The sequence below is a fragment of the Streptomyces sp. NPDC002669 genome, from assembly GCF_042889165.1.
Lineage (GTDB): Bacteria > Actinomycetota > Actinomycetes > Streptomycetales > Streptomycetaceae > Streptomyces.
The window spans coordinates 32,881-55,305 of sequence record NZ_JBIAQQ010000011.1 but is presented as its reverse complement, the minus strand read 5'-3'; the positions used below and the strand labels follow the sequence as shown (position 1 = coordinate 55,305).

The following is a 22,425-nucleotide window of genomic DNA, read 5'->3' as shown; positions in this document are numbered from 1 at the left end:
CGGCCCCGGCGGCTCCGGACCGTTTCGACCCCGGCGCCCCCCGGACCTCACGCGCCCACGGTCCCGTCGACGCCCTCCCGCAGGAAGTCCGCGTGCCCGTTGTGGCGGCCGTACTCCAGGAGCACGTGCACCATCACCATCCGCAGCGACACCTCCTCGCCCCACCTCGGCTGATACCCGGACCGGTCCAGGGACTCGGACTCCCGCTCGATGCGGCGCGAGTTCTCCACCTCGGCCTCCCAGGCGGCGAACGCCTCGTCGCGCGTCGAGGCGCTCGCGTCGTACGCGGCCTGGAAGTCGGTCACGTCGGACCAGACCAGGGGAACGTCGTTGTCCTCGAACACCCGGCGGAACCACGCGCGCTCCACCTCCGCCATGTGCCGCACCAGGCCGAGCAGCGAGAGCGTGGAGGGCGGCATCGACTGCTGCCGCAGCTCCTCGTCGGTGAGCCCCTCGCACTTCATGGCGAGGGTCGCGCGGTGGTAGTCGAGGAAGGCCCGCAGCATGTCGCGCTCGCTGCCGAAATGGGGCGGTCCGGTCCGATGGTCGCTGGTCACTGGTGTGCTCCTCGTCCGTGTCCGTCTTCGGAGCCAGTATCTGCTTCCGCCGTTCCCCGCCCGGAGGGCGGTGCGCGCCCTCGTCGCTCAGCTGCCCGGGTTGTGCCTGATCAGTGACTCCACCAGGCCGGACCGGGTGGCGGGGAAGTCCAGCGGGACGATCCCCAGCCCGGTCCAGCCGACCGCCTCCGGCCCGTCCAGGAAGGAGTGCACCTGCGGGTTGAGCCGGTCGGCGTTCCAGCGCGGCGGGAGCAGGGCCGCCGTGCTGACGTAGTTCATGTACAGCTTCCCCGGCTGCCGGGCCGCCCTGCGGAACTGCTCCTCGATCTTGGGGTACTTGGCGAACGGCTCCGCCATGTAGTCGTCCTGGATGTCGAAGAGCGCCGGATCGGCGTACCGGACGCCGGGCAGACCGGCGTTGTCCGCGAGCAGCACGACCTTGCCGCGGGCCCCGCCCAGCGTGGGCAGTGCGCCGTCGATGCGGAAGAGCGGGCGCCAGCCCCGGTTGTCGAGGTAGTCGTCGAAGACCGCCCGGAACGTCGCGTCGCTCTCCTCCGAGTACTCCTGCTTGACCCGCATCAGCACGGTCTCGGTGGGGTGCGCGGCCAGGAAGTCCCAGCAGGCGCCCAGCACGTCGCCGAACATCAGGTTCTGGTACGAGGCCCCGTGATGGATCGCGAACGAGCCGCCGGTGACCCGGCACCGTACGTCGAGGAAGCGGATGCCGCTGTTCAACTGCTCGGCGATCGTGGTGTTCTGGCACTCGGTCCAGGGCCCGCCGAAGCGGGCGCCGGAGTCGTGCGAGCCGGGGATCGTGAGCGCCCGCAGCTCGGTGGCGTCGGGGACGGTGGCCATCCAGTCCTGGGTGGTGAGGGCCCGTCGGCCGTCGGCAGCCGCGGAGCCGGCGCCGACGAACACGGTGGCGGTGGCGGCGAGGGCGCCGGCCAGGAAGTTCCGTCGCGTGGCGGTGTACGGGCTCATGCGGGGGTGCCTCCGTCTGCCGTGGGGGATCAGCCGTCAGATTATGACGGGTGCACGTCACTACGGGAATGGGGAGGAATCCCGCCGGTACCTGCGGGGCGCCCGGCCGAGCCGGGCAGGGGTCTTCCGCCGGGCGTCTTCCGCCAGGGGTCTTCCGCCGGCGAGCGATGCCCCGGACCGCCCGGGAACGCGGCAGGTCCGGCCGGTCCTGGCTGTCTGTAAGGTGCGTCCGAGCCACCGGAGAGGAAGGGCCGAATGGGTCTGTTCGACAAGCTGACCGGCACGAGGCGCCCCGCCGACGGTGTGGTTCCGCTGCCCGCCCACGAGGTCCGGGCGGCGCTGCTCGCGCTCGGCGGGCCGGACGTGCCCTGGCTGGTGCGGGACGGTGCGGCGGAGGACGCCGGCCTGGTGGCGGAGTGGCGGATCCTGGAACCTGCCTGGCGGACCGCCTTCCTGCGCACACAGGTGGCCGAACTCCTCCAGATCCGCCTGCGGTTGGTCCCGGACCGGCGCGAGGTCCGTGCCGTCGACCGGATGTGGCGGGTCACCTGGGCGGGAGACGTTCCCCGCCTCGCGCTCTCCGCCGAGTCGGCCCGCGGCCGGGTGAGCACGAGCAGCCGGAGCCGGACGATCGGGCGCGGGAAGGACGGGGAGGGCCGCCCGGCGGAGACCTTCCGCGCCGACAGCTCCGATCTGAAGGACCCGGTGCGCGACGCGGTGCTCGCGGCGGGGTGGACCTGGCGCGGGGTGGCCTTCGGGAAGCTCTGACGACGGCGGAGGGAACCCGGCCCCGGCACCCCTCCCCCCATACGCAGAAGAGCGGTGGGTCCGCCGACCCACCGCTCTTCCTCACCCGCGTACGGGAGTCACTGGGATCACCGCGTCACTGGATGACCGTGATCCGGTCCGCCGCCGGCGGGGCCAGCGGGGCATCGGCCGTGGAGTGGGCCGCCAGGTAGGCGTTGAACATGTCCAGGTCGGAGGCGCCGACCAGCTTGTTCGTGCCCTCGCCGAGCGCCGCGAAGCCGTCGCCGCCGCCCGCCAGGAACTCGTTCATGGCGACGCGGTAGGTCTTGGCCAGGTCGATCGCCTCACCGTTCAGCTTGATGGTGTCGGTGACCACGCGGTCCGCGCCGGACTTCGTCATGTCCAGGGTGTAGGTGAGGCCCTTCGAGATCTGGAGGATCTTCGGGCTGGCCTCGTTGGAGCCGCTGACCTGCTGCTTGAGCGCAGTGACCAGCTGGGCGCCGGTCAGGTCGACGACGTTCATCATGTTGGTGAAGGGCTGCACGGTGAAGGACTCCCCGTACGTCACCACTCCGTCGCCCTCGGCGCCGCTCGCCTTGTGGACCAGGTCCGCGCGGATGCCGCCCGGGTTCATGAACGCGACGACCGCCCCGCCCTTGTCCGCCGGGGCCAGGCCCTCCAGCTGGGCGTCGGCGATCAGGTCGCCGAGCGGCTTCTCCAGGGCCGTGGAGCCGCGGCCGTTGATGTCGGCGCTGATGTAGCCCTGCGGCTTGTTCGCGATGGGCGCCGCGAGGGCGTTCCAGCGGGCGATCAGGGCCGTCATGTCGTTGGCCTTGGGCTGGTCCCGGGTGACGACGTGGTTCGCCGACTTCGGGTTCTTCGCACCGGCCGACTTCACCGACGTGCGGACGATGTCCTTGGTGCGGCGGTCGTAGGTGAGCGTCGTGTCGGTGTAGAGCTTGCCGAACGAGGACGCCGAGGTGACCATGCGCGGGTTGCCCGCCGGGTCCGGGATGGTGCAGACGTACGCCTGGTGGGTGTGGCCCGTGACCAGCGCGTCGACCTTGGGCGTGATGCCCTTGGCGATCTCCGTGATCGGACCGGAGATGCCGTCACCGGGGCCGGAGCTGTCGCAGTCGTAGTTGTACGAGGTGGAGGCCGGGGCCCCGCCCTCGTGGATCAGCGCGACGATGGACTTGACGCCCTGCCGGTTCAGCTCCTTGGCGTACTTGTTGATCGTCTCGATCTCGTCGTGGAACTTCAGGCCCTTGACGCCGTTGGCCGTGACGATGTTCGGCGTGCCCTCCAGGGTCACCCCGATGAAGCCGATCTTGACGCCCTTCTTCTTCCACACCGTGTACGGCTTGAGGATCGGCTTGCCGGTCTTCTCGTTCGTCACGTTGGCGGCGAGGTAGGGGAAGTCGGCGCCGCCGAACTCCTTGCCCTTCTCGTAGCAGCCCTCGTCCGGGTGGCACCCGCCGTTCTGGAGGCGGGCCAGCTCGGTGGCGCCCTCGTCGAACTCGTGGTTGCCCACGGTCGTCACGTCGAGGTCGATCTTGTTGAGCGCCTCGATGGTCGGCTCGTCGTGGAAGAGACCGGACAGCAGCGGGCTGGCGCCCACCATGTCGCCACCGGCCGCGGTGATCGAGTACGGGTGTCCCTCGCGCGCGGTGCGCAGCGAGGACGCGAGGTACTCGATGCCACCGGCCGGGATCTCCTTGACCGTGCCGTCGGGCTGCGTCTCGGTGACCTTGCCCGCCGAACCGGCCGGCGGCTCCAGGTTGCCGTGCAGGTCGTTGAAGGACAGCAGCTGCACGTCGACGGTGCGGCCCTTGTGGTGCCCGTGCCCGTGGTCCTGGCGGTCCTGGGCTCCGGCGGGCATCGCGGCGACGAGCGCGCCGGCCGTGGCGAGCCCGGCCGCGGCGGCGAGCACCCGCCGGGACGCGCGGTTCTTCTGCGGTGTCGCTGACATCGGTCCCCTTGTGAGTTCAGCGGGAGGTTTGACGGTCTTGACGAGTCTGGAGACTTCGTGCCGCAGCCTAGGGTCAACGCGCGTAGCGCGACAGGTGTTCGGGGTTACGAAGTGGTTGCCATGCGGTCGGTATCGGGAGAAAGCGGAACACATCACCCGTACGGGGCAGGCAAGATGCGGGCGAACGGGCCGAAGTCGCGCCCCGTCCGCCCCTCGCGTCTCCCCCGCTCCCCCCGGGTGGCCCCCGTCCGCCACCCGACCGCACCCGCGTCCCTCCCCGCGGCCACCCCGTCCCCGTAGGCTCGTGGTATGACGACTGACGCACCTCTCCCCGCTCCCGGACGTGAGATCCGGACGCTCGACGAGCTCTCCCCCGAGCAGGCCGAAGCCGTGTCGGACCTGCTCGCGGAGGCGGCCCGGTCCGACGGCAGGCAGGCCGTGTCCGAGCAGGGGCGGCTTCAGTTGCGGGGCGGGCGGCGGGCGGGCGTGCGACACCTGCTGCTCATCGGCGGAACCACCCTGGTCGGCTACGCGCAACTGGAGGACACCGACCCCGTCGAGGCCCCGGCCGCCGAGCTGGTCGTGCACCCGGCGTACCGCGGACAGGGGCACGGGCGGGCGCTGGGCGCGGCGCTGCTCGCCACGACCGGGAAGCGGCTGCGGGTGTGGGCACACGGCGGGAAGTCCGCGGCGCGGCACCTCGCCCAGGTCCTCGGCCTCTCGCTCTTCCGTGAACTGCGGCAGCTGCGGCGCCCGTTGGTGCCGCTGGACATCGCGGAACCGGTGCTGCCGCCCGGCGTCACCATCCGCACCTTCGTGCCCGGCGAGGACGACGCCGCCTGGCTCGCGGTGAACCGCGCCGCCTTCGCCCACCACCCGGAACAGGGCTCGCTGACCCAGCGCGACCTGGACGACCGCAAGGCGGAGCCCTGGTTCGACCCGAAGGGCTTCTTCCTGGCCGAGCGCGACGGCGAGCTGATCGGCTTCCACTGGACGAAGGTGCACGCCGAGGAACAGCTCGGCGAGGTGTACGTGGTCGGCATCCGCCCCGACGCCCAGGGCGGCGGCCTCGGCAAGGCCCTCACCGCGACCGGGCTGCGCCACCTGGCCGCCGAGGGACTGCCGACCGCGATGCTCTACGTGGACGCGGACAACAAGGCGGCCCTGGCCGTCTACGAACGGATGGGCTTCACCACGCACGAGGTGGACCTGATGTACCGCACGGAGTCCTGAGCCGGGTGCGGCACCCGGCCCGGGGCCGGGTGCCGCACCCGGGTCGGACCGGCTTCCCCGGGGGCGGCGTTCCTTGACGCCGCCCCCTCTTTGCGCCACCCTTTCACTACTCAACTAGTGAAAGGGTGAAAATGGCAGAGTCCGCAGCGGTCGAGTACCGCATCGACCGGCGCAGCGGCGTCGCCACGTACCTCCAGATCGTCCAGCAGACCAAGCAGGCCCTCCGCCTCGGTCTGCTGGAGCCCGGTGACCGCCTGCCCACCGCACGCGAGGTCGTCGAGGCCACCGCCATCAACCCGAACACCGTGCTCAAGGCGTACCGGGAGCTGGAGCGCGAGGGGCTCGTCGAGGCACGGCGCGGGCTGGGCACCTTCATCACCCGGAGCCTCGGCGGCGCGGCGGCCGCCGACGACGCGCCGCTGCGCGCCGAACTCGCCGACTGGACCCGCCGGGCCCGCGCGGCCGGGCTGGAGAAGGACGACGTGAGCGCGCTCTTCACCGCCGTACTGGACAGCACTTTCAAGGGGGATCGAGCCTGATGACAGGCGCTGCGATCGAGGCCGCCGGCCTCGGGATGAAGTACCGGGGCAGAGCCGGGGCCCGGGCCCTGCGCGACTGTTCCTTCCGGCTGCCCGCCGGGCGGGTGTGCGCCCTCGTCGGACCCAACGGGGCGGGCAAGTCCACCCTGCTCGCCCTCGCGGCCGGGCTCCTGCGCCCGTCGGAGGGTTCGCTGCGCATCCTGGGCGCGTCCCCGGGGGAGGCTCGCGCGCGGGTGGCCCACGTGGCCCAGGACAGACCGCTGTACCCGCGGCTGACGGTCGCCGAGACGCTCTGGGCGGGCGCCGAGCTGAACGCCGCCACCTGGGACCGGGACATCGCCGCACGCATCGCCGACCCTCTGCCGGCGAGCACCAGGGTCCACGCCCTGTCCGGCGGTCAGCGCACCCGGCTCGCCCTCGCGCTCGCCCTCGGCAAGCGGCCCGAACTGCTGCTGCTGGACGAGCCGATGGCCGATCTCGACCCGCTCGCCCGGCACCAGCTGATGGGCGTGCTGATGGCCGAGGCCGCCGAGCGCGCCACCACCATCGTGATGTCCTCGCACATCCTCACCGAGCTGGAGGACGCCTGCGACTACCTCCTCCTCGTCGACGGCGGCCGCGTCCGGCTCGGCGGCGAGACGGACGACCTGCTCGCCGCGCACGCCCTGCTCACCGGCCCCGCGCGGGACCTCGCCCCGCACACCGTGGTCGAGTCCCGCACCACGGGGCGGCGGCAGACCGCACTCGTCCGGCGGGAGGGCCCGGTGGACACGGCCTCCGGCTGGGAGGTCGCCGAGCCGTCGCTGGAAGAACTGCTGCTGGCGCACCTGCGGGCACCCGACGCACCCGCGCTGCTCACCCCGAGCGCGGCGGCCGACCGGGCGGTGGCCGCATGAGCCTCACCGTTCCGCGCGCCCGTGCCGTGCCCGCCGAACTGCGGGCCCCCGTAAAGGTCCTGGTCCACCAGCACCGTCGCGCGCTGTGGGCGGCCTGCGCACTCCTGGTCCTGGGCATCGCCCTCGTGGTGGGGCTGCGGATCTGGGTCGCCACCTCGTACGAGCGCTGCGCCGACGGCGACACCACGCGCTGCGGCGACGGCACCTACCTGCCCACCTACGCCCGCACCAGCGCCGAGACGTATCTGGCGGGCGGCGGGACCGCCGTCCTGGTGCTCGCCGGGCTCATCGGCGTCTTCGTAGCGGGTCCCCTGATCGCCCGCGAGCTGGAGAACGGCACCTTCCGGTTCGTCTGGGCCCAGTCGGTCTCGCCCGCCCAGTGGCTGGCCGCCCGGATCGCGCTGCCCGCGGTCCTGACGGCCGCCGGCACGACCGTCCTGGTCCTCGTCTACCGGTGGGGCCGGTCGGCCCTGCGGGGCGACACCCGGGAACTCGGCTGGTACGCGAGCGGGGTCTACCCCGCCCTCGGCCCGACAGCCGTCGCGTACGCCCTGCTGGCCGTGGCCGTCGGTGCCCTGTGCGCCGTCCTCGTCCGCCGCATGCTCCTGTCCATGGGCCTCACCGCGCTCGTCCTGGGCGTCGTCATGCTGGGGTTCGGCAAGCGCCGCTACGAACTCTGGCCGACGGTCCGCGCCCTCGGCCGGCACACCTGGGAAGGCAGCCCCTGGGTCGTCGAAACGGGCATGCTCACCCCGTCCGGCCGGGAGCTCTACTGGAAGGACTGCTTCGGGCAGGGGCTGAGCCCCGCCGAGCACGCCAGTTGTCCGGCCGACCGGGGTGGGGTCACGCTCTTCACCGACTACCACCCGGCCTCGCACTTCTGGCCGCTACAACTCGTCGAGAGCGCCGTCCTGCTCGCCCTCGCCGTCCTCGCCGTCACAGTCGCCTTCCGCGTCCTGCGCCGCCGCCACGGCTGAGCGGACCGCACGTGGCCGTGCCCGGGCGCCTTCGGGCACCCGGGCACGGCCACACCGCTTCCTGCACGTCATGTCGCCGTTACCGGCCATTCAGAAGCGCTTGCCAACCTTTCAGGATGCAGCCAGCTGTGCCGACCCCCCGCAACGGGAGAGATCCCGGCGGCGACCGCGTGGACCCGACGGGCCGTGCGGGCCGCACGGGCGCCGCGAACCGTGTGTTCCCCGCGATCTCCACGCCCTCCGGCGCGCCCTTCGGGCCATCCGCGCGGAACAATGGGTCCATGAGCCAGCAGCCCAGCTCCGAGGTCCCGGTCCAGCCCGCCGTGCAGCCGTCGGTCGGCTCACTCGCCGCGCACCGGCCGCACGCCGTCGCCACCGCCTCCTCCAACGGGGCCGCGCTGTCCACCGCGGCCGACCTGGACCCCGACATCGACAACGACGCCGACGCGTACGAACCCGATGTGGACGGCGACGAGCTGCCCCAGGGCCGTTTCCTGGACCGCGAACGCAGTTGGCTCGCGTTCAACGAACGGGTGCTCGAACTGGCCGAGGACCCGGCGACCCCCCTCCTCGAACGGGCTAATTTCCTCGCCATCTTCGCCTCGAACCTGGACGAGTTCTTCATGGTCCGGGTCGCCGGGCTGAAGCGCCGCATCGCCACCGGGGTCGCCACCCGGTCCGCCTCCGGACTCCAGCCCCGCGAGGTCCTCGACCTGATCTGGACCCGCTCGCGCGAGCTCATGGCCCGGCACGCCGCCTGCTACCAGCAGGACATCGCCCCCGCCCTGTCCGACGAGGGCATCCAGCTGATCCGCTGGCCCGAGCTGACCGAGAAGGAGCAGGCCCGCCTGTTCACCTTCTTCCGGCAGCGCGTCTTCCCCGTGCTGACCCCCCTCGCCGTCGACCCGGCGCACCCCTTCCCGTACATCTCCGGGCTCTCGCTCAACCTCGCCGTGGTCGTGCGCAACCCGGTCAGCGGCCACCGCCACTTCGCCCGGGTCAAGGTGCCGCCGCTGCTGACCCGCTTCCTGGAGGCGTCGCCGCAGCGGTACGTGCCCATAGAGGACGTGATCGCCGCCCACCTCGAAGAGCTCTTCCCGGGCATGGAGGTCCTCGCCCACCACATGTTCCGGGTCACCAGGAACGAGGACCTGGAGGTCGAGGAGGACGACGCCGAGAACCTCCTCAAGGCCCTGGAGAAGGAGCTCATGCGGCGCCGCTTCGGCCCGCCGGTCCGCCTGGAGGTCGAGGAGTCCATCGACCCGTACGTGCTCGACCTGCTGGTCCGCGAGCTGAAGGTGTCCGACGCCGAGGTCTACCCGCTGCCCGGACCGCTCGACCTCACCGGACTGTTCGGCATAGCCTCCCTGGACCGGCCCGAGCTGAAGTACCCCAAGTTCGTCGCCGGCACCCACCGCGACCTCGCCGAGGTCGAATCCGCCTCCGCGCCCGACATCTTCGCCGCGCTGCGCGAACGCGACGTGCTCCTGCACCACCCCTACGACTCGTTCTCCACCTCCGTCCAGGCGTTCCTGGAACAGGCGGCGGGCGACCCCGACGTCCTCGCCATCAAGCAGACGCTGTACCGGACGTCGGGCGACTCACCGATAGTGGACGCCCTGATCGACGCCGCCGAATCCGGCAAGCAGGTCCTCGTCCTCGTCGAGATCAAGGCCCGCTTCGACGAGCAGGCCAACATCAAGTGGGCCCGCAAGCTGGAGGAGGCCGGCTGCCACGTCGTCTACGGACTCGTCGGCCTCAAGACCCACTGCAAGCTCTCCCTGGTCGTCCGGCAGGAGGGCGACACGCTGCGCCGCTACTCCCACGTCGGCACCGGCAACTACCACCCCAAGACGGCCCGGCTGTACGAGGACCTCGGCCTGCTGACCGCGGACCCGCAGGTCGGCGCGGACCTCTCCGACCTCTTCAACCGGCTCTCCGGCTACTCCCGCCGCGAGACCTACCGCCGCCTCCTGGTCGCGCCGAAGTCCCTGCGCGACGGGCTGATCGCCCGGATCAACAAGGAGATCACCCACCAGCGGGCCGGCCGGACCGCCTACGTCCGCATCAAGGTCAACTCGATGGTCGACGAGGCGATCATCGACGCCTGCTACCGGGCCGCGATGGCCGGCGTGCCGGTGGACATCTGGGTGCGCGGCATCTGCGCGATCCGCCCCGGCGTCACCGGCCTCTCCGAGAACGTCCGGGTCCGTTCCGTCCTGGGCCGCTTCCTCGAACACTCCCGGGTCTTCGCCTTCGGCAACGGCGGCGAACCCGAAGTGTGGTTCGGCAGCGCCGACATGATGCACCGCAACCTCGACCGCCGGATCGAAGCACTGGTCCGGGTCACCGACCCCGCCCATCGCGCCGCGCTCAGCCGTCTCCTGGAGACCGGCATGGCCGACACCACCTCCTCCTGGCACCTGGGTCCCGACGGGAACTGGACCCGGCACTCCACGGACACGGAGGGCCAACCGCTGCGGCACGTACAGGAAATGCTCATTGACGCCCGGAGGCGCCGGCGTGCGACGCCATGACCACCAGACGACGCAGGCGGACCTCACGGCGGGCGCGGTGCTCGCGCCCTACCTCCAGGAGCAGGCCGCCGAATTCCTCCGCAGCCTGCGCCTGCACCGCGAGAGCAGCGCCCCCACCGACGCCGGCGGACTCGGCGCCGAACATGCCTCCGCGGCGCTGCGCCGCTCGGCCCGCCGGATCAGCGGCACGCTGCACACCTTCCGGGCGACGCTGGACACCGCCTGGGCCGAGCAGCTGCGCACCGAACTGGCCTGGCTCTCGGGCACCCTGGCCCGGGAACACGCCTACGCGACCCGGCTGAACCGGCTCCTCGAAGCGCTGCACGCGCTGTCCGGCACCTCGCTGCCCGGCGCCCGCAAGAGCTCCGACACCGCCGGGGACAAGGAGCGCGCCGCCCTCGGCGTCGGCGCCGCCCGCGCCGGGGCGCTCCTCGAACGGCAGCTGACCCTCGCCCGGACCCGCGCCCACTCCGCGGCGCTCCAGGCGCTCGGCTCCGCCCGCTTCCACGCGGTGGCCGACGCGGTGGCCCTGCTCGCCTCGGAGGTGCCGCTCGCCGCCTCGGCCGGGGCCCCGGCCGAGGAGATGCTGCACGGCCCCGCCGACCGGGCCGAACAGCAGCTGCTCGGCGCGGTGGCGGCGCTCCCCTCGGACCGGACGGCCGAACCGTACAACGAGGCGCAGGACGCGCCCTGGCACCGGGCCCGGCTGCTGCTGCGGCTGCACCGGTACGCCCACGAGGTGGTGCGGGGCGCCCCCGACCCGGTCCTGACCGCGGCGGGCCGCGCGCTGGACCTGCACCGGGACGCGGCGGAGGCCGCCGCGGCGGCCTCGTCCGCGGCCCGCACCCCCCGCATCGCCCCCGCCACCGCGTACGCCCTCGGGGTGCTCCACGCCGACCAGCGGCACGAGGTGGAGGCCGCCCGCGGCGTGTTCCGGGAGAGCTGGCCGTACGCCTCCGCGGCCGTGACCGGGTCATGAGCGGGCCCGGCGGCCACCGCACCACGGGCCGCCCCGCCGCCCACGACCGGGAGCGGGACCACGGCCGCGGCCCCGCCCCGGACGTGCCCGGACATGCGCCGGACCCGTCCGGGCGCGTCCGGAGCACCCGAAAGCACGGGCCGGTGCTCGCCGCGGGGTGTGTGCTGTGGCGGCGCGCCGAGCACTCCGGCGAGCTGGAGATCTGCCTGGTCCACCGGCCCCGTTACGACGACTGGTCGCACCCCAAGGGGAAGCTGAAGCGCGGCGAGCCGGCCCTGGACGCCGCCCGGCGCGAGGTGCTGGAGGAGACCGGCCACCACTGCGTGCCCGGCGCCCCGTTGCCCACGGTCCGCTACCTCGTCGACGGCCGCCCCAAGGAGGTCCTCTACTGGGCCGCCGAGGCGGCCGGCGGCGCCTTCGTGCCCGGCCGCGAGGTGGACCGGGTGTGCTGGCTCTCCCCCTCGGCGGCCCGCGCCCGGCTCACCCGGGACCGCGACCGGGACGTGCTCGACGCCCTGCTCACCGCCCTGCCCGACGCCTGAGTCCGACGCCCTGCTCACCGCCCCGCCCGACGCCCGAGTCGACGCCCGGGGCCGTCCCCGCGCCCGTACGGTCCGGGCGTCCCGGCATGCCCTCGTGCCCCGGCGCTCCGGAACCACGTCGCCCCGCACGGTTCACCTTCCGTTCACTCTCCCCCGTAGGCCACTTCACCTGTCCTGCCTAACTTCGGCAGTGCACGGTGCGCGGCGCGAGGCCGGAGCACCCACCACATCGCACGCCGTCGTAAGAACGAAAAGACCTCGGCGGCTCCTGGAAGGAACACCCGAAAGTGAAGCTTCAGCGCAAGAACCGGCTTCGTGCCACCGCGCTCGGTGCCCTCGCCGTCTCCGGCGCCCTGGTCCTCACGGCGTGCGGTTCGGACGACAACAGCGGCTCCACCGGCGGCAACGGCGGCAAGACGAGCGCCGCGTCGAACATCAAGTGCGACGACGCCAAGGGCCAGCTCCTCGCCTCCGGCTCCAGCGCGCAGAAGAACGCCATGGACCTCTGGGTCAAGAACTACATGGCGGGCTGTTCCGGCGTCGAGGTCAACTACAAGTCGTCGTCCTCCGGCGAAGGCATCATCGCCTTCAACCAGGGCACCGTCGGCTTCGCCGGTTCCGACTCCGCGCTGAAGCCCGAAGAGGTCGCCGAGTCGAAGAAGATGTGCAAGGGCGGCCAGGGCATCAACCTCCCGATGGTCGGCGGCCCGATCGCCATCGGTTACCACCTGGAGGGCGTCGACAACCTGACGCTGGACGCCCCCACGCTCGCCAAGATCTTCGACACCAAGATCAAGAAGTGGAACGACCCGGCGATCGCCAAGCTCAACAGCGGCGCCAAGCTCCCGGACAAGGACATCCAGGCCTTCCACCGCTCCGAGGACTCCGGCACCACGCAGAACCTCGGCAAGTACCTCGGTGCCGCCGCCCCGAACGACTGGAAGTACGAGGCCGAGAAGAAGTGGCCGGCCCCCAACGGCCAGGCCGCGTCCGGCTCCTCCGGTGTCGCCGCCCAGGTGAAGCAGGTCGACGGCGCGATCGGCTACTTCGAGCTCAGCTACGCCACCTCGCAGTCGATCTCCACCGTCGACATCGCCACCGGTGGCGCCGCCCCGGTCAAGGCCACCTCGGAGAACGCCTCCAAGGCCATCGCCGCCGCCAAGATCAAGGGCACCGGCAAGGACCTGGCCCTGGATCTGGACTACACCACCAAGGCCGAGGGCGCCTACCCGATCGTCCTGGTGACCTACGAGGTCGTCTGCGACAAGGGCAACAAGGCCGAGACCCTCTCCACGGTCAAGTCCTTCCTGAACTACACCGCCGGTGACGAGGGCCAGAAGCTCCTCACCGAGGCCGGTTACGCGCCGATCCCGGCCGAGATCAACGCCAAGGTCCGCGAGACCATCGCGTCCCTCTCGTAAGCACTGCTCGCAAGCACTTCCCGCGGGCGCTTCCCGCAAGCACTCCCGTGAACGACCGAGTACGCCGCCGGGCACACGGCCCGGCGGCCCCCGGGGCAACACCCGGCGGACCGGTCCGGCGCACCCCTCCGGACCGGCCGCCACCACCCATCCGGTGCACCGCCGCCAGGGGAGCCGACGCCGCTCCCCCACACAGACCGGAAAGACCATGGCTTCCACCACACCGATAGACACGCCGCCGGCCTCGCCGCCGGCGCGCACGCGCACCGGTCAGAAGACCGGACGCGCGGGCGACAAGGTCTTCCTGAGCCTCTCGACCGGCTCGGGCGTACTGCTGCTCGTGATCATGGCGTCGATCGCCGTGTTCCTCACCTACCGCGCCTCGATCGCCATCTCCGACAACGAGGGCAACTTCTTCACCACCCTCGACTGGAACCCGGCCGGCAAACCGCCGGTCTTCGGCATCGCGGTCCTCCTCTTCGGCACCGTCGTCAGCTCGGTCATCGCGATGGCCATCGCGGTCCCGGTCGCCGTCGGCATCGCCCTGTTCATCTCGCACTACGCGCCGCGCAAGCTGGCCGCGCCCCTCGCCTACGTCGTCGACCTGCTCGCCGCAGTGCCGAGCATCGTGTACGGCATCTGGGGCGCCCTCTTCCTCGTGCCGTACCTGGAGGGCCTGAACCTCTGGCTCGACCAGTTCTTCGGCTGGACGTACGTCTTCGAGAAGACCGAGGTCGGCATCGCCCGCTCGCTCTTCACCGTCGGCATCCTGCTCGCGATCATGATCCTGCCGATCGTGACCAGCGTCAGCCGCGAGGTCTTCCTCCAGGTCCCGAGGATGAACGAGGAGGCCGCCCTCGCGCTGGGCGCGACCCGCTGGGAGGTCATCCGCCTCTCGGTGCTGCCCTTCGGCCGCTCGGGCGTGATCTCCGCCTCGATGCTGGGCCTGGGCCGGGCGCTCGGCGAGACGATGGCCGTCGCCACGGTCCTGTCGCCGAGCTTCGTCATCTCCGCGCACCTGCTCAACCCGGGCGGCGGCACGTTCGCCCAGAACATCGCCGCGAAGTTCGACGAGGCCGACCAGTTCGGGCGCGACGCCCTGATCGCCTCGGGCCTCGTCCTCTTCGTCCTCACCCTGCTGGTCAACGGCGCGGCCCGGCTCATCATCGCCCGCCGCAAGGAGTACTCGGGGGCCAACGCATGAGCCAGGCAGTGAACACCGACATCCAGGAGCGGCCCGCCCCGGCGGCGCCCGTCCGCCCGAACGGTCTGAGCAGCCGGGCGCTCCCCCGCTGGGCGCCGCTCGCCTTCGCGGCCGTCGCGATCGCGCTGGGCGTGGGCATCGGCGCCGCGGCCGGCTGGCAGAGCCGCACCCAGTGGGGCCTGTTCTCCGCCCTGCTCTTCCTCGTCATCTCGTACGTCACGACCTCGGTCGTCGAGAACCGGCGCCAGGCGAAGGACCGGCTGGCCACCAGCATCGTCTGGGTGTGCTTCCTGCTCGCCGTCGCGCCGCTCGCCTCGCTCCTGTGGACGACGATCAGCCGCGGCGCGGAGCGCCTGGACGGGTACTTCCTGAGCCACTCGATGGGCGGGGTGCTCGGCTCCGACGCGACCGGCGGTGTCTACCACGCGCTGATCGGGACGCTGGAGCAGGTCGGCATCGCCACCCTGATCTCCGCCCCCCTCGGCATGCTGACCGCCGTCTACCTGGTGGAGTACGGCAAGGGCACCCTGGCCAAGGCCGTGACCTTCTTCGTCGACGTCATGACGGGCATCCCGTCCATCGTCGCGGGCCTCTTCATCCTCTCCATCATGCTGATGGCGAAGATCCAGCCGTCCGGTCTGATGGGTGCGCTGGCCCTCACGATCCTGATGATGCCGGTCGTCGTCCGCTCCACCGAGGAGATGCTCAAGCTCGTCCCGAACGAGCTGCGCGAGGCATCGCTCGCCCTCGGCGTCCCGAAGTGGCGCACCATTCTGAAGGTGGTCCTCCCGACCGCGATCGGCGGCATCACCACCGGTGTGATGCTCGCGATCGCCCGCATCGCCGGTGAGACCGCGCCGATCATGCTGCTGGTCTTCGGCAGCCAGCTGATCAACCCCAACCCGTTCCAGGGCGCACAGTCCTCGCTCCCCTTCTACATCTGGGAGCAGTACAAGGTCGGTACCGACCAGTCGTACGACCGTGCCTGGGCCGCCGCGCTGGTCCTGATCGCCTTCGTCATGATCCTCAACCTGGTGGCCCGCGGCATCGCCCGCTGGAAGGCCCCGAAGACCGGCCGCTGACGCGGCACGAAAGAAGCAGTGATTCAGATGGCCAAGCGCATCGACGTCGGCGGCCTGTCCGCCTACTACGGCTCCCACCTCGCCATCGAGGACATCTCGATGACCGTGGAGCCCCGCTCCGTGACCGCCTTCATCGGCCCGTCCGGCTGTGGCAAGTCCACCTTCCTGCGCACCCTGAACCGCATGCACGAGGTCACCCCCGGTGGCCGCGTCGAGGGCAAGGTGCTGCTGGACGACGAGAACCTCTACGGGCCGAACGTGGACCCGGTCACCGTGCGCCGCACGGTCGGCATGGTCTTCCAGCGCCCCAACCCGTTCCCGACCATGTCGATCTTCGACAACGTCGCGGCCGGGCTGAGGCTGAACGGCTCGTACAAGAAGAGCGAGCTCTCGGACATCGTCGAGAAGTCCCTGCGCGGCGCCAACCTCTGGAACGAGGTCAAGGACCGGCTGAACAAGCCCGGCTCCGGCCTCTCCGGTGGTCAGCAGCAGCGTCTGTGCATCGCCCGCGCGATCGCCGTCGAGCCGGACGTGCTGCTGATGGACGAGCCGTGCTCCGCCCTGGACCCGATCTCCACCCTCGCCATCGAGGACCTGATCGGCGAGCTGAAGGAGCGCTTCACGATCGTCATCGTGACGCACAACATGCAGCAGGCGGCCCGCGTCTCCGACCGCACGGCGTTCTTCAACCTCGCGGCGGTCGGCAAGCCCGGCAAGCTCATCGAGATCGACGACACGGAGCGGATCTTCTCCAACCCGTCCGTCCAGGCGACCGAGGACTACATCTCGGGCCGCTTCGGATAGGCACCCGGCAACGGGCCCGGGCGGGCCGGGGCGTGGGTGGTGACGCCCGGTGGTGGGTTTCCACCGGCGAACCGCCCCACCCCTCCGGCGAACCGGCCTCGTTCCCAGAACTGCCTTGAGGTGCTGCATGGCGGTGCCACCGCAAGGCGAAGGGGCCGCCCCCAACTCCCGCGAGGGAGTGGGGGCGGCCCCGTTTCCGTCCGTACGGAGACGTCCCGCCGCGGCCGTCAGCCGAAGAGCAGCACCACGACGCCGTAGCTCGCGGCGGCGACCAGGGCCGCGGCCGGCATGGTGATGAACCAGCCCAGGATGATGTTCTTGGCGACGCCCCAGCGGACCGCGTTGACCCGCTTCGTGGCGCCCACACCCATGATCGCGGAGGTGATCACGTGCGTCGTGGAGATCGGCGCGTGGAACAGGAACGCCGAGCCGAACATGATCGACGCGCCGGTCGTCTCCGCGGCGAAGCCCTGCGGCGGGTCCAGCTCGATGATCTTGCGGCCGAGCGTGCGCATGATGCGCCAGCCGCCCGCGTACGTGCCCAGCGAGAGCATCAGCGCGCAGACCAGCTTCACCCAGACCGGGATCGGGTCGCTCGGGCTCTCCACGTCGGCGATGACCAGGGCCATCACCACGATGCCCATCGTCTTCTGCGCGTCCTGCAGACCGTGGCCGAGCGCCATGCCCGCCGCCGAGACCGTCTGCGCGATCCGGAAACCGCGCTTGGCCTTGTGCGGGTTGGTCTTCCGGAACATCCACATGATCGCGACCATCACCAGATAGCCGACGACCAGACCGATGACCGGCGAGAGGAACATCGGGATGACGATCTTGTCGAGCACCCCGTCCCAGTGCACCATCGTCCCGCCGGCGAGCGCCGCGCCGACCATGCCGCCGAACAGGGCGTGCGAGGACGAGGAGGGCAGTCCGAAGTACCAGGTGACGAGGTTCCAGATGATCGCGCCGACGAGCGCGGCGAAGAGGATTCCCATCCCCTTCTGCCCCTCGGGCGTCGCGATCAGGCCCTCGCTGACGGTCTTGGCGACACCGCTGCCGAGGAACGCGCCGGCCAGGTTCATCACCGCGGCCATCGCCAGGGCCGCGCGCGGGGTGAGCGCGCGCGTGGAGACGGACGTGGCGATGGCGTTCGCCGAGTCGTGGAAGCCGTTCGTATACGTGAAGCCGAGCGCGACACCGATGGTCACGATCAGCGCAAAGGTGTCCACGTGGTTCAGGACTCCTTGACCGCGATGGTCTCCACCGTGTTGGCGACGTGCTCGAACGCGTCGGCCGCCTCTTCCAGCACGTCCACGATCTGCTTGAGCTTCAGCACCTCGATGGCGTCGTACTTGCCGTTGAAGAGGTGGGCGAGCAGCTTGCGGTGGATCTGGTCCGCCTGGTTCTCCAGGCGGTTCACCTCGATCCAGTACTCGGTGAGGTTGTCCATCGTCCGCAGCCCCGGCATCGCCTCGGCGGTCAGCTCGGCCGCGCGGGCCAGCACCTCGATCTGCTGGGCGATGCCCTTGGGGAGTTCCTCGACCTGATACAGCACGACCAGGTCGACGGCCTCCTCCATGAAGTCCATGATGTCGTCGAGCGACGATGCGAGGTTGTAAATGTCCTCGCGGTCGAACGGCGTGATGAAAGAGGAGTTCAGCTGGTGGAAGATCGCGTGGGTCGCGTCGTCCCCCGCGTGCTCCGCTGCCCGCATGCGCTCCGCGATCTCGACTCGGGAGGCAGAGTCCGCCCCGAGCAATTCCATCAGGAGTTTCGAGCCCGTGACGATGTTGTCCGCGGACGCGGAGAACATGTCGTAGAAGCTCGTCTCCCTGGGGGTCAGACGAAAGCGCACGTGGGGTCCTCGGGGTGCTTTGGATTCGGTCAGGCTGATGCTAGGCGCATCATCCGGCCACGGCTAACCGGCATTCTTCAGTGTCGCGCATCGAACACCGCGATCGGCACGGGCCCCCGGTCACGTTTCAGAGGAATTCGTTAGGATATACCCACCAGGGGTATATGAACGGCAGGGTAGAGAGAAAACGGGAGGCAGTAATGACCACCACCGAGACCGCCGGGACCACCGTCGCCGCGGAAACCGAACCGGCCGTCACCGATCACGACCACGGCATACACGGCTACCACCACCAGAAGAGCGAACACCTCAAGCGACTGCGCCGGATCGAGGGCCAGATCCGCGGGCTCCAGCGCATGGTCGACGAGGACGTCTACTGCATCGACATACTGACCCAGGTCTCGGCGTCCACGAAGGCGCTCCAGTCCTTCGCGCTCCAGCTGCTGGAGGAGCACCTGCGGCACTGCGTCGCGGACGCGGCGGTCAAGGGCGGGGAGGAGATCGACGCCAAGGTCGAGGAGGCCACGAAGGCGATCGCCCGGCTGCTGCGCACCTGAGAGCCCGTCGGGTGGCCTCCGAGCCCGGCCGCTCCGCGTCCGCCACGGCCCCGCACCTCACCCCCGGCGATCGCCCTGCCGGGGGACGGCGGCCCGTTCGGCGATCCCGCGCACTTCCAGCACCTCGTCGATGCGGTCCGCGCTGAGCCGCTCCCCGATCGCGGCCGAGGCGGCGATCATCAGCTCGCCGCAGAGCTCGATCTCGGCGAGGGCCACATGGTCGGACACCGTCGGCGCGCCGAGCGTCATCACGTCACTCACCTCTCACTGCCGTCGCCGAACCGCCGGTGCCCGCGTCACCGGTGGCCGCCCGGCGGGCATCGCCGGTCCCGGCACCAGCGTAAGGAGCGGACCACGCGTCGCGCATGGCACGGACGGACCATTTCGTACCGCCGGCATGCCCATTCCCGTCCCCTCGGCCGCGTCCGCGCTCGCCGGACCGCGCTCCCGCCCCCGCTCCCGGCCCCCGCTCGCCCGGTCCGCGCCAGGTCAGCGCTGCCGGATGCGTCCGGTGTAGATGTCGCGGCCGTCCGGCAGCCGTACGGAGACCGGCACCCCGAACCCGTACAGCAGTGTGGTCGACACCACTTCCACCGCGGGCCCCTCGTCGGCGAAGCCGAACCGGTGGCGCACCTTGCGCAGCCGCCCCTGGTCGTCGAGGTACGCGTCGAACCGCACGGTGTCCCTGCGGAACCCTTTCGCCGCCGCGCGCAGCGCCCCGCGCGACTCCGGCGCGGCCTCCCGCGCCGCCCGCCCGAGGTCCGTCGTCCCCCGGTAGTGCCGCACGGGCACCCCGTCGAGCACGGCCCTGCCCACGTACGTCACCCGGTCCGCCCCGCGCAGCAGTTCGGCGGCGGCCATCGGGTCGGTCGCCCCGCCGGTGACGAGATTGCCGTCCGCCAGGGACGTGGTGTCGACCCTGACCCATTTGTCCGCGGGCACCCCGGCGCCGCGGTTCATCATGTAGAGGGCGCCGGGGGCCAGCAGTTCGGTGACGGGGCGGTGCTCGGCCGCACCGGCGGCGCCCTCGGGCAGCACGACCGTGAGCCGGCCCGTGCGGTGGCGGAAGTCGTACACGCCCCGGCCCCGGATCGTCACCCGCGTACCGCCCGCCGCGGTCTCCATCGCCGTGCGCACCTCGGCGCTCCCGGCGGCGCCCGGACCGGCGGCCCCGGACATGACCGCCGTGCCCGTGCCGGTCACCGTGCCCGCGAGCACCGCGGCCGCGCGGTGCACCGCGTCGAGGGAGTCGGCCCCGCCCCGGTCGTCGGCCACGGCCCGGTCGCCGCCACCGCCGCCCGAGCACCCGCCGGTCGCCGCCATCACGCCCGCCACGGCAAGGGCGCAGACGGCCCGCGCACCACCCTTGGACCTGTGCTGCCGCACCAGCATCGCCTGCCAACCCCCAACGATGTAACGCCTGCCCGAGAGGCTCGTTCGTTCCGGATTAACGACGGCCCGTGTCCCCCGTCACGCCGTTCCCACGGGCCTCACCTCAGGAGGCCACGACCAGTACCGTGGACGGGTGTACGACCGACACACCGATGAGGTCCCCCCGCTTCCCCCCACCCCCGCACCCGTCGCGCACGAACCGACGACGGTGGAACGCGGTTCCTTCTGCACCGCCCGCTGCGGCTGCGGCTGGTACGGACCGGCCCGGCGCTCCAGGGACCGCGCCCGCACGGACGCCGCGGAACACCTGGCGGCCCCCTGACCCGCCCCTTTTCCCGTCTCCTTCGCCTCCCGTCCCTGACTCGTTCCGCCGTTCCCCCCACGCCCGGCCCCGCCGCCACCGGTCGGCCGGCCCATGAGCGTCATGAATCGGAGACCCGATGAACCTGCCGCCCCCGCCCGCCCGGCGCACCCTGCTCACCGCGGGCGCCGCGGCGGCCCTCGTCGGCGTCACCACCACCGCGTGCGGCGGCCCGCCCGCTCCCGCCCCGGGCGCCTCCGGCACCCCGGGCCCGCGTCCCGCCTCCCCCACCCCGTCCGCCCCGCCGTCCCCGTCGCGGACCGCCTCCGCCGGGTCCGCCGACTGGTCCGCCCTGGCCGAGGGCCTCGACGGCGGCCTCGTCCGGCCGCAGGACGCGTCCTACCCGACCGCCCGTCAGCTCTACAACACCCGCTTCGACGGCCTGAAGCCCGCCGCCGTCGCCTATGTCGGCCACGAGGCGGACATCCGCGAGTGCCTGGCCTTCGCCCGCCGCACCGGCACCCCGGTGTCCATCCGCAGCGGCGGCCACTCGTACGCGGGCTGGTCGAGCGGGAACGGACACCTCGTCATCGACGTCTCCGCGCTGTCCCGCGTCGAGCGGGACGGCACGATCGGGGCGGGCGCCAAGCTCATGGACGTCTACCGGAACCTCGCCCGCGGCGGCCGGACGATCCCCGGCGGCTCCTGCCCCACGGTCGGCATATCCGGCCTCACCCTCGGCGGCGGCCACGGCGTCGTCGCCCGCGCGTACGGCCTGACCTGCGACAGCCTGACCTCGGCGACCCTCGTCACGGCCGACGGCAAGACCCTCACCGCGGATGCCAGGAACCACCCGGACCTGTTCTGGGCGCTGCGCGGCGCGGGCAACGGCAACTTCGGCGTGGTCACCGAACTGACCTTCCGCACCAGCCCGGCCCCGCAGACCGTCACCGCCTACATGGCGTGGCCGTGGTCGCGCGCCCGGTCCGTCGTCACGGCCTGGCAGGAGTGGGGGCCGTCCCAGCCCGACGAGATCTGGTCCGCCGCCCATCTGAACGCGGGACCGGGCGGCGTCGCCCCGACCGTCTCGGTCGCCGCGTTCAGCCTCGGCACCTACGGCGACCTCCAGAACGCCGTGGACCGCCTCGCCGACCGGATCGGCGCCCCGGCCTCCTCCGTATCGCTGCGCCGCCGCGGCTACGAGGAGTCGATGCTGCTGTACGCGGGCTGCTCGGGGATCTCCGAGGACCAGTGCCGGCTGCCGGGCACGACGCCCGGCCGCTCCCCGCAGGGCACGCTCGGCCGCGAGACCTACGCCGCCGCCTCCGACTTCTACGAGCGCTCCCTGCCCCCGGCGGGCGTGCGGGCCCTGCTCGACCGGGCCGAGGCGTTCACCCGGATCTCCGCCGCACAGGGCGGAGGCGCGGGTTCCATCGCGCTCACCGCGCTCGGCGGGGCCGTCAACCGGGTCTCCCCGCAGGCGACGGCCTTCGTCCACCGCGGCGCGCGCGTGCTCGCCCAGTACATCGGGGCCTGGGACCCCGGCACGGCGGGCAGCGCCCAGCAGGACTGGCTGAAAAACACTCATGCGTCGATGCGCCGGTACGCGTCCGGGGCGGCGTACCAGAACTACACCGACCCGACGCTGACCGACTGGCGCCGCGCCTACTACGGTTCGGCGGCGGACCGTCTCGCCAGGTTGAAGAAGCAGTACGACCCCGGGCGCCTCTTCTCCTTCCCCCAGGCCCTCTGACTCCGCGTCCCCCTGATCGCCGGTCATGGACGCCCGGCGGCCGGGGGCGGGCCCGGACGGGCGGGCACGAGAACGGGCGGCTCCCCTTTCGGGAAGCCG

At 71.8% G+C, this 22,425-nt stretch carries 22 protein-coding genes; 15 read left to right on the top strand and 7 right to left on the bottom strand.

All coding sequences use genetic code 11. The features are described from left to right. Window positions 1-47: 47 nt before the first annotated feature. Window positions 48-557 carry a DinB family protein gene (locus tag ACFYW1_RS18310; protein ID WP_388993531.1) on the bottom strand — a complete coding sequence of 170 codons (510 nt, stop codon included), beginning with the start codon at window positions 555-557 and terminating at the stop codon, window positions 48-50. A gap of 87 nt (window positions 558-644) precedes the next feature. Continuing rightward, a complete protein-coding gene (locus ACFYW1_RS18305; RefSeq protein ID WP_388993528.1) occupies window positions 645-1,538 on the bottom strand; it encodes a phosphatidylinositol-specific phospholipase C in 894 nt (297 codons plus the stop codon). Between the two features lie 255 nt (window positions 1,539-1,793). On the opposite strand from ACFYW1_RS18305, the gene ACFYW1_RS18300 reads away from it, so the two are divergent. After that, a complete protein-coding gene (locus ACFYW1_RS18300) occupies window positions 1,794-2,306 on the top strand; it encodes a hypothetical protein (RefSeq protein ID WP_388993525.1) in 513 nt (170 codons plus the stop codon). Between the two features lie 115 nt (window positions 2,307-2,421). On the opposite strand, the gene ACFYW1_RS18295 is transcribed toward ACFYW1_RS18300, so the two are convergent. Next, complete coding sequence (locus tag ACFYW1_RS18295; protein ID WP_388993522.1) at window positions 2,422-4,257, bottom strand: bifunctional metallophosphatase/5'-nucleotidase; 1,836 nt, start codon at window positions 4,255-4,257, stop codon at window positions 2,422-2,424. Window positions 4,258-4,566: 309 nt separating this feature from the next. On the opposite strand from ACFYW1_RS18295, the gene mshD reads away from it, so the two are divergent. The 11 genes from mshD to pstB all read left to right on the top strand — a co-directional run bounded on the left by mshD (window position 4,567) and on the right by pstB (window position 16,471). After that, window positions 4,567-5,490, top strand: a complete 924-nt coding sequence (mshD, locus tag ACFYW1_RS18290) for a mycothiol synthase (RefSeq protein WP_388993519.1) — start codon at window positions 4,567-4,569, stop codon at window positions 5,488-5,490. Window positions 5,491-5,621: 131 nt separating this feature from the next. Continuing rightward, entirely contained in the window at window positions 5,622-6,029 is a 408-nt protein-coding gene (locus tag ACFYW1_RS18285) for a GntR family transcriptional regulator (RefSeq protein ID WP_388993516.1), read from the top strand. Then, a complete protein-coding gene (locus tag ACFYW1_RS18280) occupies window positions 6,029-6,925 on the top strand; it encodes an ABC transporter ATP-binding protein (protein WP_388993513.1) in 897 nt (298 codons plus the stop codon). Before ACFYW1_RS18285 ends, ACFYW1_RS18280 begins: the two co-directional genes overlap by 1 nt. Further along, window positions 6,922-7,902, top strand: coding sequence for an ABC transporter permease (locus tag ACFYW1_RS18275; protein ID WP_388993510.1), 981 nt, complete (start codon window positions 6,922-6,924; stop codon window positions 7,900-7,902). The genes ACFYW1_RS18280 and ACFYW1_RS18275 overlap by 4 nt, the downstream gene beginning before the upstream one ends. A 281-nt stretch (window positions 7,903-8,183) precedes the next feature. Beyond that, window positions 8,184-10,439, top strand: coding sequence for an RNA degradosome polyphosphate kinase (locus ACFYW1_RS18270; RefSeq protein ID WP_388993507.1), 2,256 nt, complete (start codon window positions 8,184-8,186; stop codon window positions 10,437-10,439). Then, entirely contained in the window at window positions 10,426-11,418 is a 993-nt protein-coding gene (locus tag ACFYW1_RS18265; protein WP_388993504.1) for a CHAD domain-containing protein, read from the top strand. The genes ACFYW1_RS18270 and ACFYW1_RS18265 overlap by 14 nt, the downstream gene beginning before the upstream one ends. Window positions 11,419-11,501: 83 nt before the next feature. Beyond that, a complete protein-coding gene (locus ACFYW1_RS18260; protein ID WP_388993988.1) occupies window positions 11,502-11,960 on the top strand; it encodes an NUDIX hydrolase in 459 nt (152 codons plus the stop codon). Window positions 11,961-12,247: 287 nt separating this feature from the next. Next, on the top strand, window positions 12,248-13,381 hold the full coding sequence (pstS, locus tag ACFYW1_RS18255; protein WP_388993501.1) for a phosphate ABC transporter substrate-binding protein PstS: 1,134 nt from the start codon (window positions 12,248-12,250) through the stop codon (window positions 13,379-13,381). 208 nt (window positions 13,382-13,589) lie between these two features. Beyond that, window positions 13,590-14,585: a phosphate ABC transporter permease subunit PstC gene (gene pstC / locus ACFYW1_RS18250; protein ID WP_388993498.1), complete on the top strand. Its 996-nt coding sequence runs from the start codon at window positions 13,590-13,592 to the stop codon at window positions 14,583-14,585. Beyond that, the gene (pstA, locus tag ACFYW1_RS18245) at window positions 14,582-15,667 is read left to right on the top strand and encodes a phosphate ABC transporter permease PstA (protein ID WP_388993496.1); all 1,086 of its coding nucleotides are present in this window, start codon (window positions 14,582-14,584) and stop codon (window positions 15,665-15,667) included. The genes pstC and pstA overlap by 4 nt, the downstream gene beginning before the upstream one ends. Window positions 15,668-15,694: 27 nt before the next feature. Beyond that, on the top strand, window positions 15,695-16,471 hold the full coding sequence (gene pstB / locus ACFYW1_RS18240) for a phosphate ABC transporter ATP-binding protein PstB (RefSeq protein ID WP_388993494.1): 777 nt from the start codon (window positions 15,695-15,697) through the stop codon (window positions 16,469-16,471). Window positions 16,472-16,698: 227 nt separating this feature from the next. On the opposite strand, the gene ACFYW1_RS18235 is transcribed toward pstB, so the two are convergent. Both ACFYW1_RS18235 and ACFYW1_RS18230 read right to left on the bottom strand, forming a co-directional pair. Next, on the bottom strand, window positions 16,699-17,697 hold the full coding sequence (locus ACFYW1_RS18235) for an inorganic phosphate transporter (protein WP_283852999.1): 999 nt from the start codon (window positions 17,695-17,697) through the stop codon (window positions 16,699-16,701). 5 nt (window positions 17,698-17,702) lie between these two features. Next, window positions 17,703-18,323 carry a DUF47 domain-containing protein gene (locus tag ACFYW1_RS18230; RefSeq protein ID WP_388993491.1) on the bottom strand — a complete coding sequence of 207 codons (621 nt, stop codon included), beginning with the start codon at window positions 18,321-18,323 and terminating at the stop codon, window positions 17,703-17,705. 200 nt (window positions 18,324-18,523) lie between these two features. Between ACFYW1_RS18230 and ACFYW1_RS18225 the strand changes: the two genes are divergently transcribed. Beyond that, on the top strand, window positions 18,524-18,880 hold the full coding sequence (locus ACFYW1_RS18225; protein ID WP_388993488.1) for a metal-sensitive transcriptional regulator: 357 nt from the start codon (window positions 18,524-18,526) through the stop codon (window positions 18,878-18,880). 57 nt (window positions 18,881-18,937) lie between these two features. Here ACFYW1_RS18225 and ACFYW1_RS18220 read toward each other — a convergent pair whose 3' ends face one another. Then, a complete protein-coding gene (locus tag ACFYW1_RS18220) occupies window positions 18,938-19,129 on the bottom strand; it encodes a hypothetical protein (protein ID WP_388993985.1) in 192 nt (63 codons plus the stop codon). A 240-nt stretch (window positions 19,130-19,369) separates the two neighbouring features. Continuing rightward, entirely contained in the window at window positions 19,370-20,272 is a 903-nt protein-coding gene (locus ACFYW1_RS18215) for a hypothetical protein (RefSeq protein WP_388993485.1), read from the bottom strand. Between the two features lie 133 nt (window positions 20,273-20,405). On the opposite strand from ACFYW1_RS18215, the gene ACFYW1_RS18210 reads away from it, so the two are divergent. Together ACFYW1_RS18210 and ACFYW1_RS18205 are read left to right on the top strand one after the other, a co-directional pair. Next, complete coding sequence (locus ACFYW1_RS18210) at window positions 20,406-20,594, top strand: hypothetical protein (RefSeq protein WP_388993482.1); 189 nt, start codon at window positions 20,406-20,408, stop codon at window positions 20,592-20,594. Window positions 20,595-20,712: 118 nt separating this feature from the next. Continuing rightward, on the top strand, window positions 20,713-22,326 hold the full coding sequence (locus ACFYW1_RS18205) for an FAD-binding oxidoreductase (protein ID WP_388993479.1): 1,614 nt from the start codon (window positions 20,713-20,715) through the stop codon (window positions 22,324-22,326). The last annotated feature ends 99 nt before the right edge of the window (window positions 22,327-22,425 follow it).

What these genes read in the sequence shown, in the direction of transcription:
- ACFYW1_RS18305 (WP_388993528.1), bottom strand. Translation starts at nt 1,538, where the DNA reads ATGAGCCCGTACACCGCCACGCGACGGAACTTCCTGGCCGGCGCCCTC.
- ACFYW1_RS18300 (WP_388993525.1), top strand. Translation starts at nt 1,794, where the DNA reads ATGGGTCTGTTCGACAAGCTGACCGGCACGAGGCGCCCCGCCGACGGT.
- ACFYW1_RS18295 (WP_388993522.1), bottom strand. Translation starts at nt 4,257, where the DNA reads ATGTCAGCGACACCGCAGAAGAACCGCGCGTCCCGGCGGGTGCTCGCC.
- mshD (WP_388993519.1), top strand. Translation starts at nt 4,567, where the DNA reads ATGACGACTGACGCACCTCTCCCCGCTCCCGGACGTGAGATCCGGACG.
- ACFYW1_RS18285 (WP_388993516.1), top strand. Translation starts at nt 5,622, where the DNA reads ATGGCAGAGTCCGCAGCGGTCGAGTACCGCATCGACCGGCGCAGCGGC.
- ACFYW1_RS18280 (WP_388993513.1), top strand. Translation starts at nt 6,029, where the DNA reads ATGACAGGCGCTGCGATCGAGGCCGCCGGCCTCGGGATGAAGTACCGG.
- ACFYW1_RS18275 (WP_388993510.1), top strand. Translation starts at nt 6,922, where the DNA reads ATGAGCCTCACCGTTCCGCGCGCCCGTGCCGTGCCCGCCGAACTGCGG.
- ACFYW1_RS18270 (WP_388993507.1), top strand. Translation starts at nt 8,184, where the DNA reads ATGAGCCAGCAGCCCAGCTCCGAGGTCCCGGTCCAGCCCGCCGTGCAG.
- pstC (WP_388993498.1), top strand. Translation starts at nt 13,590, where the DNA reads ATGGCTTCCACCACACCGATAGACACGCCGCCGGCCTCGCCGCCGGCG.
- pstA (WP_388993496.1), top strand. Translation starts at nt 14,582, where the DNA reads ATGAGCCAGGCAGTGAACACCGACATCCAGGAGCGGCCCGCCCCGGCG.
- pstB (WP_388993494.1), top strand. Translation starts at nt 15,695, where the DNA reads ATGGCCAAGCGCATCGACGTCGGCGGCCTGTCCGCCTACTACGGCTCC.
- ACFYW1_RS18225 (WP_388993488.1), top strand. Translation starts at nt 18,524, where the DNA reads ATGACCACCACCGAGACCGCCGGGACCACCGTCGCCGCGGAAACCGAA.
- ACFYW1_RS18220 (WP_388993985.1), bottom strand. Translation starts at nt 19,129, where the DNA reads ATGACGCTCGGCGCGCCGACGGTGTCCGACCATGTGGCCCTCGCCGAG.
- ACFYW1_RS18215 (WP_388993485.1), bottom strand. Translation starts at nt 20,272, where the DNA reads ATGCTGGTGCGGCAGCACAGGTCCAAGGGTGGTGCGCGGGCCGTCTGC.
- ACFYW1_RS18205 (WP_388993479.1), top strand. Translation starts at nt 20,713, where the DNA reads ATGAACCTGCCGCCCCCGCCCGCCCGGCGCACCCTGCTCACCGCGGGC.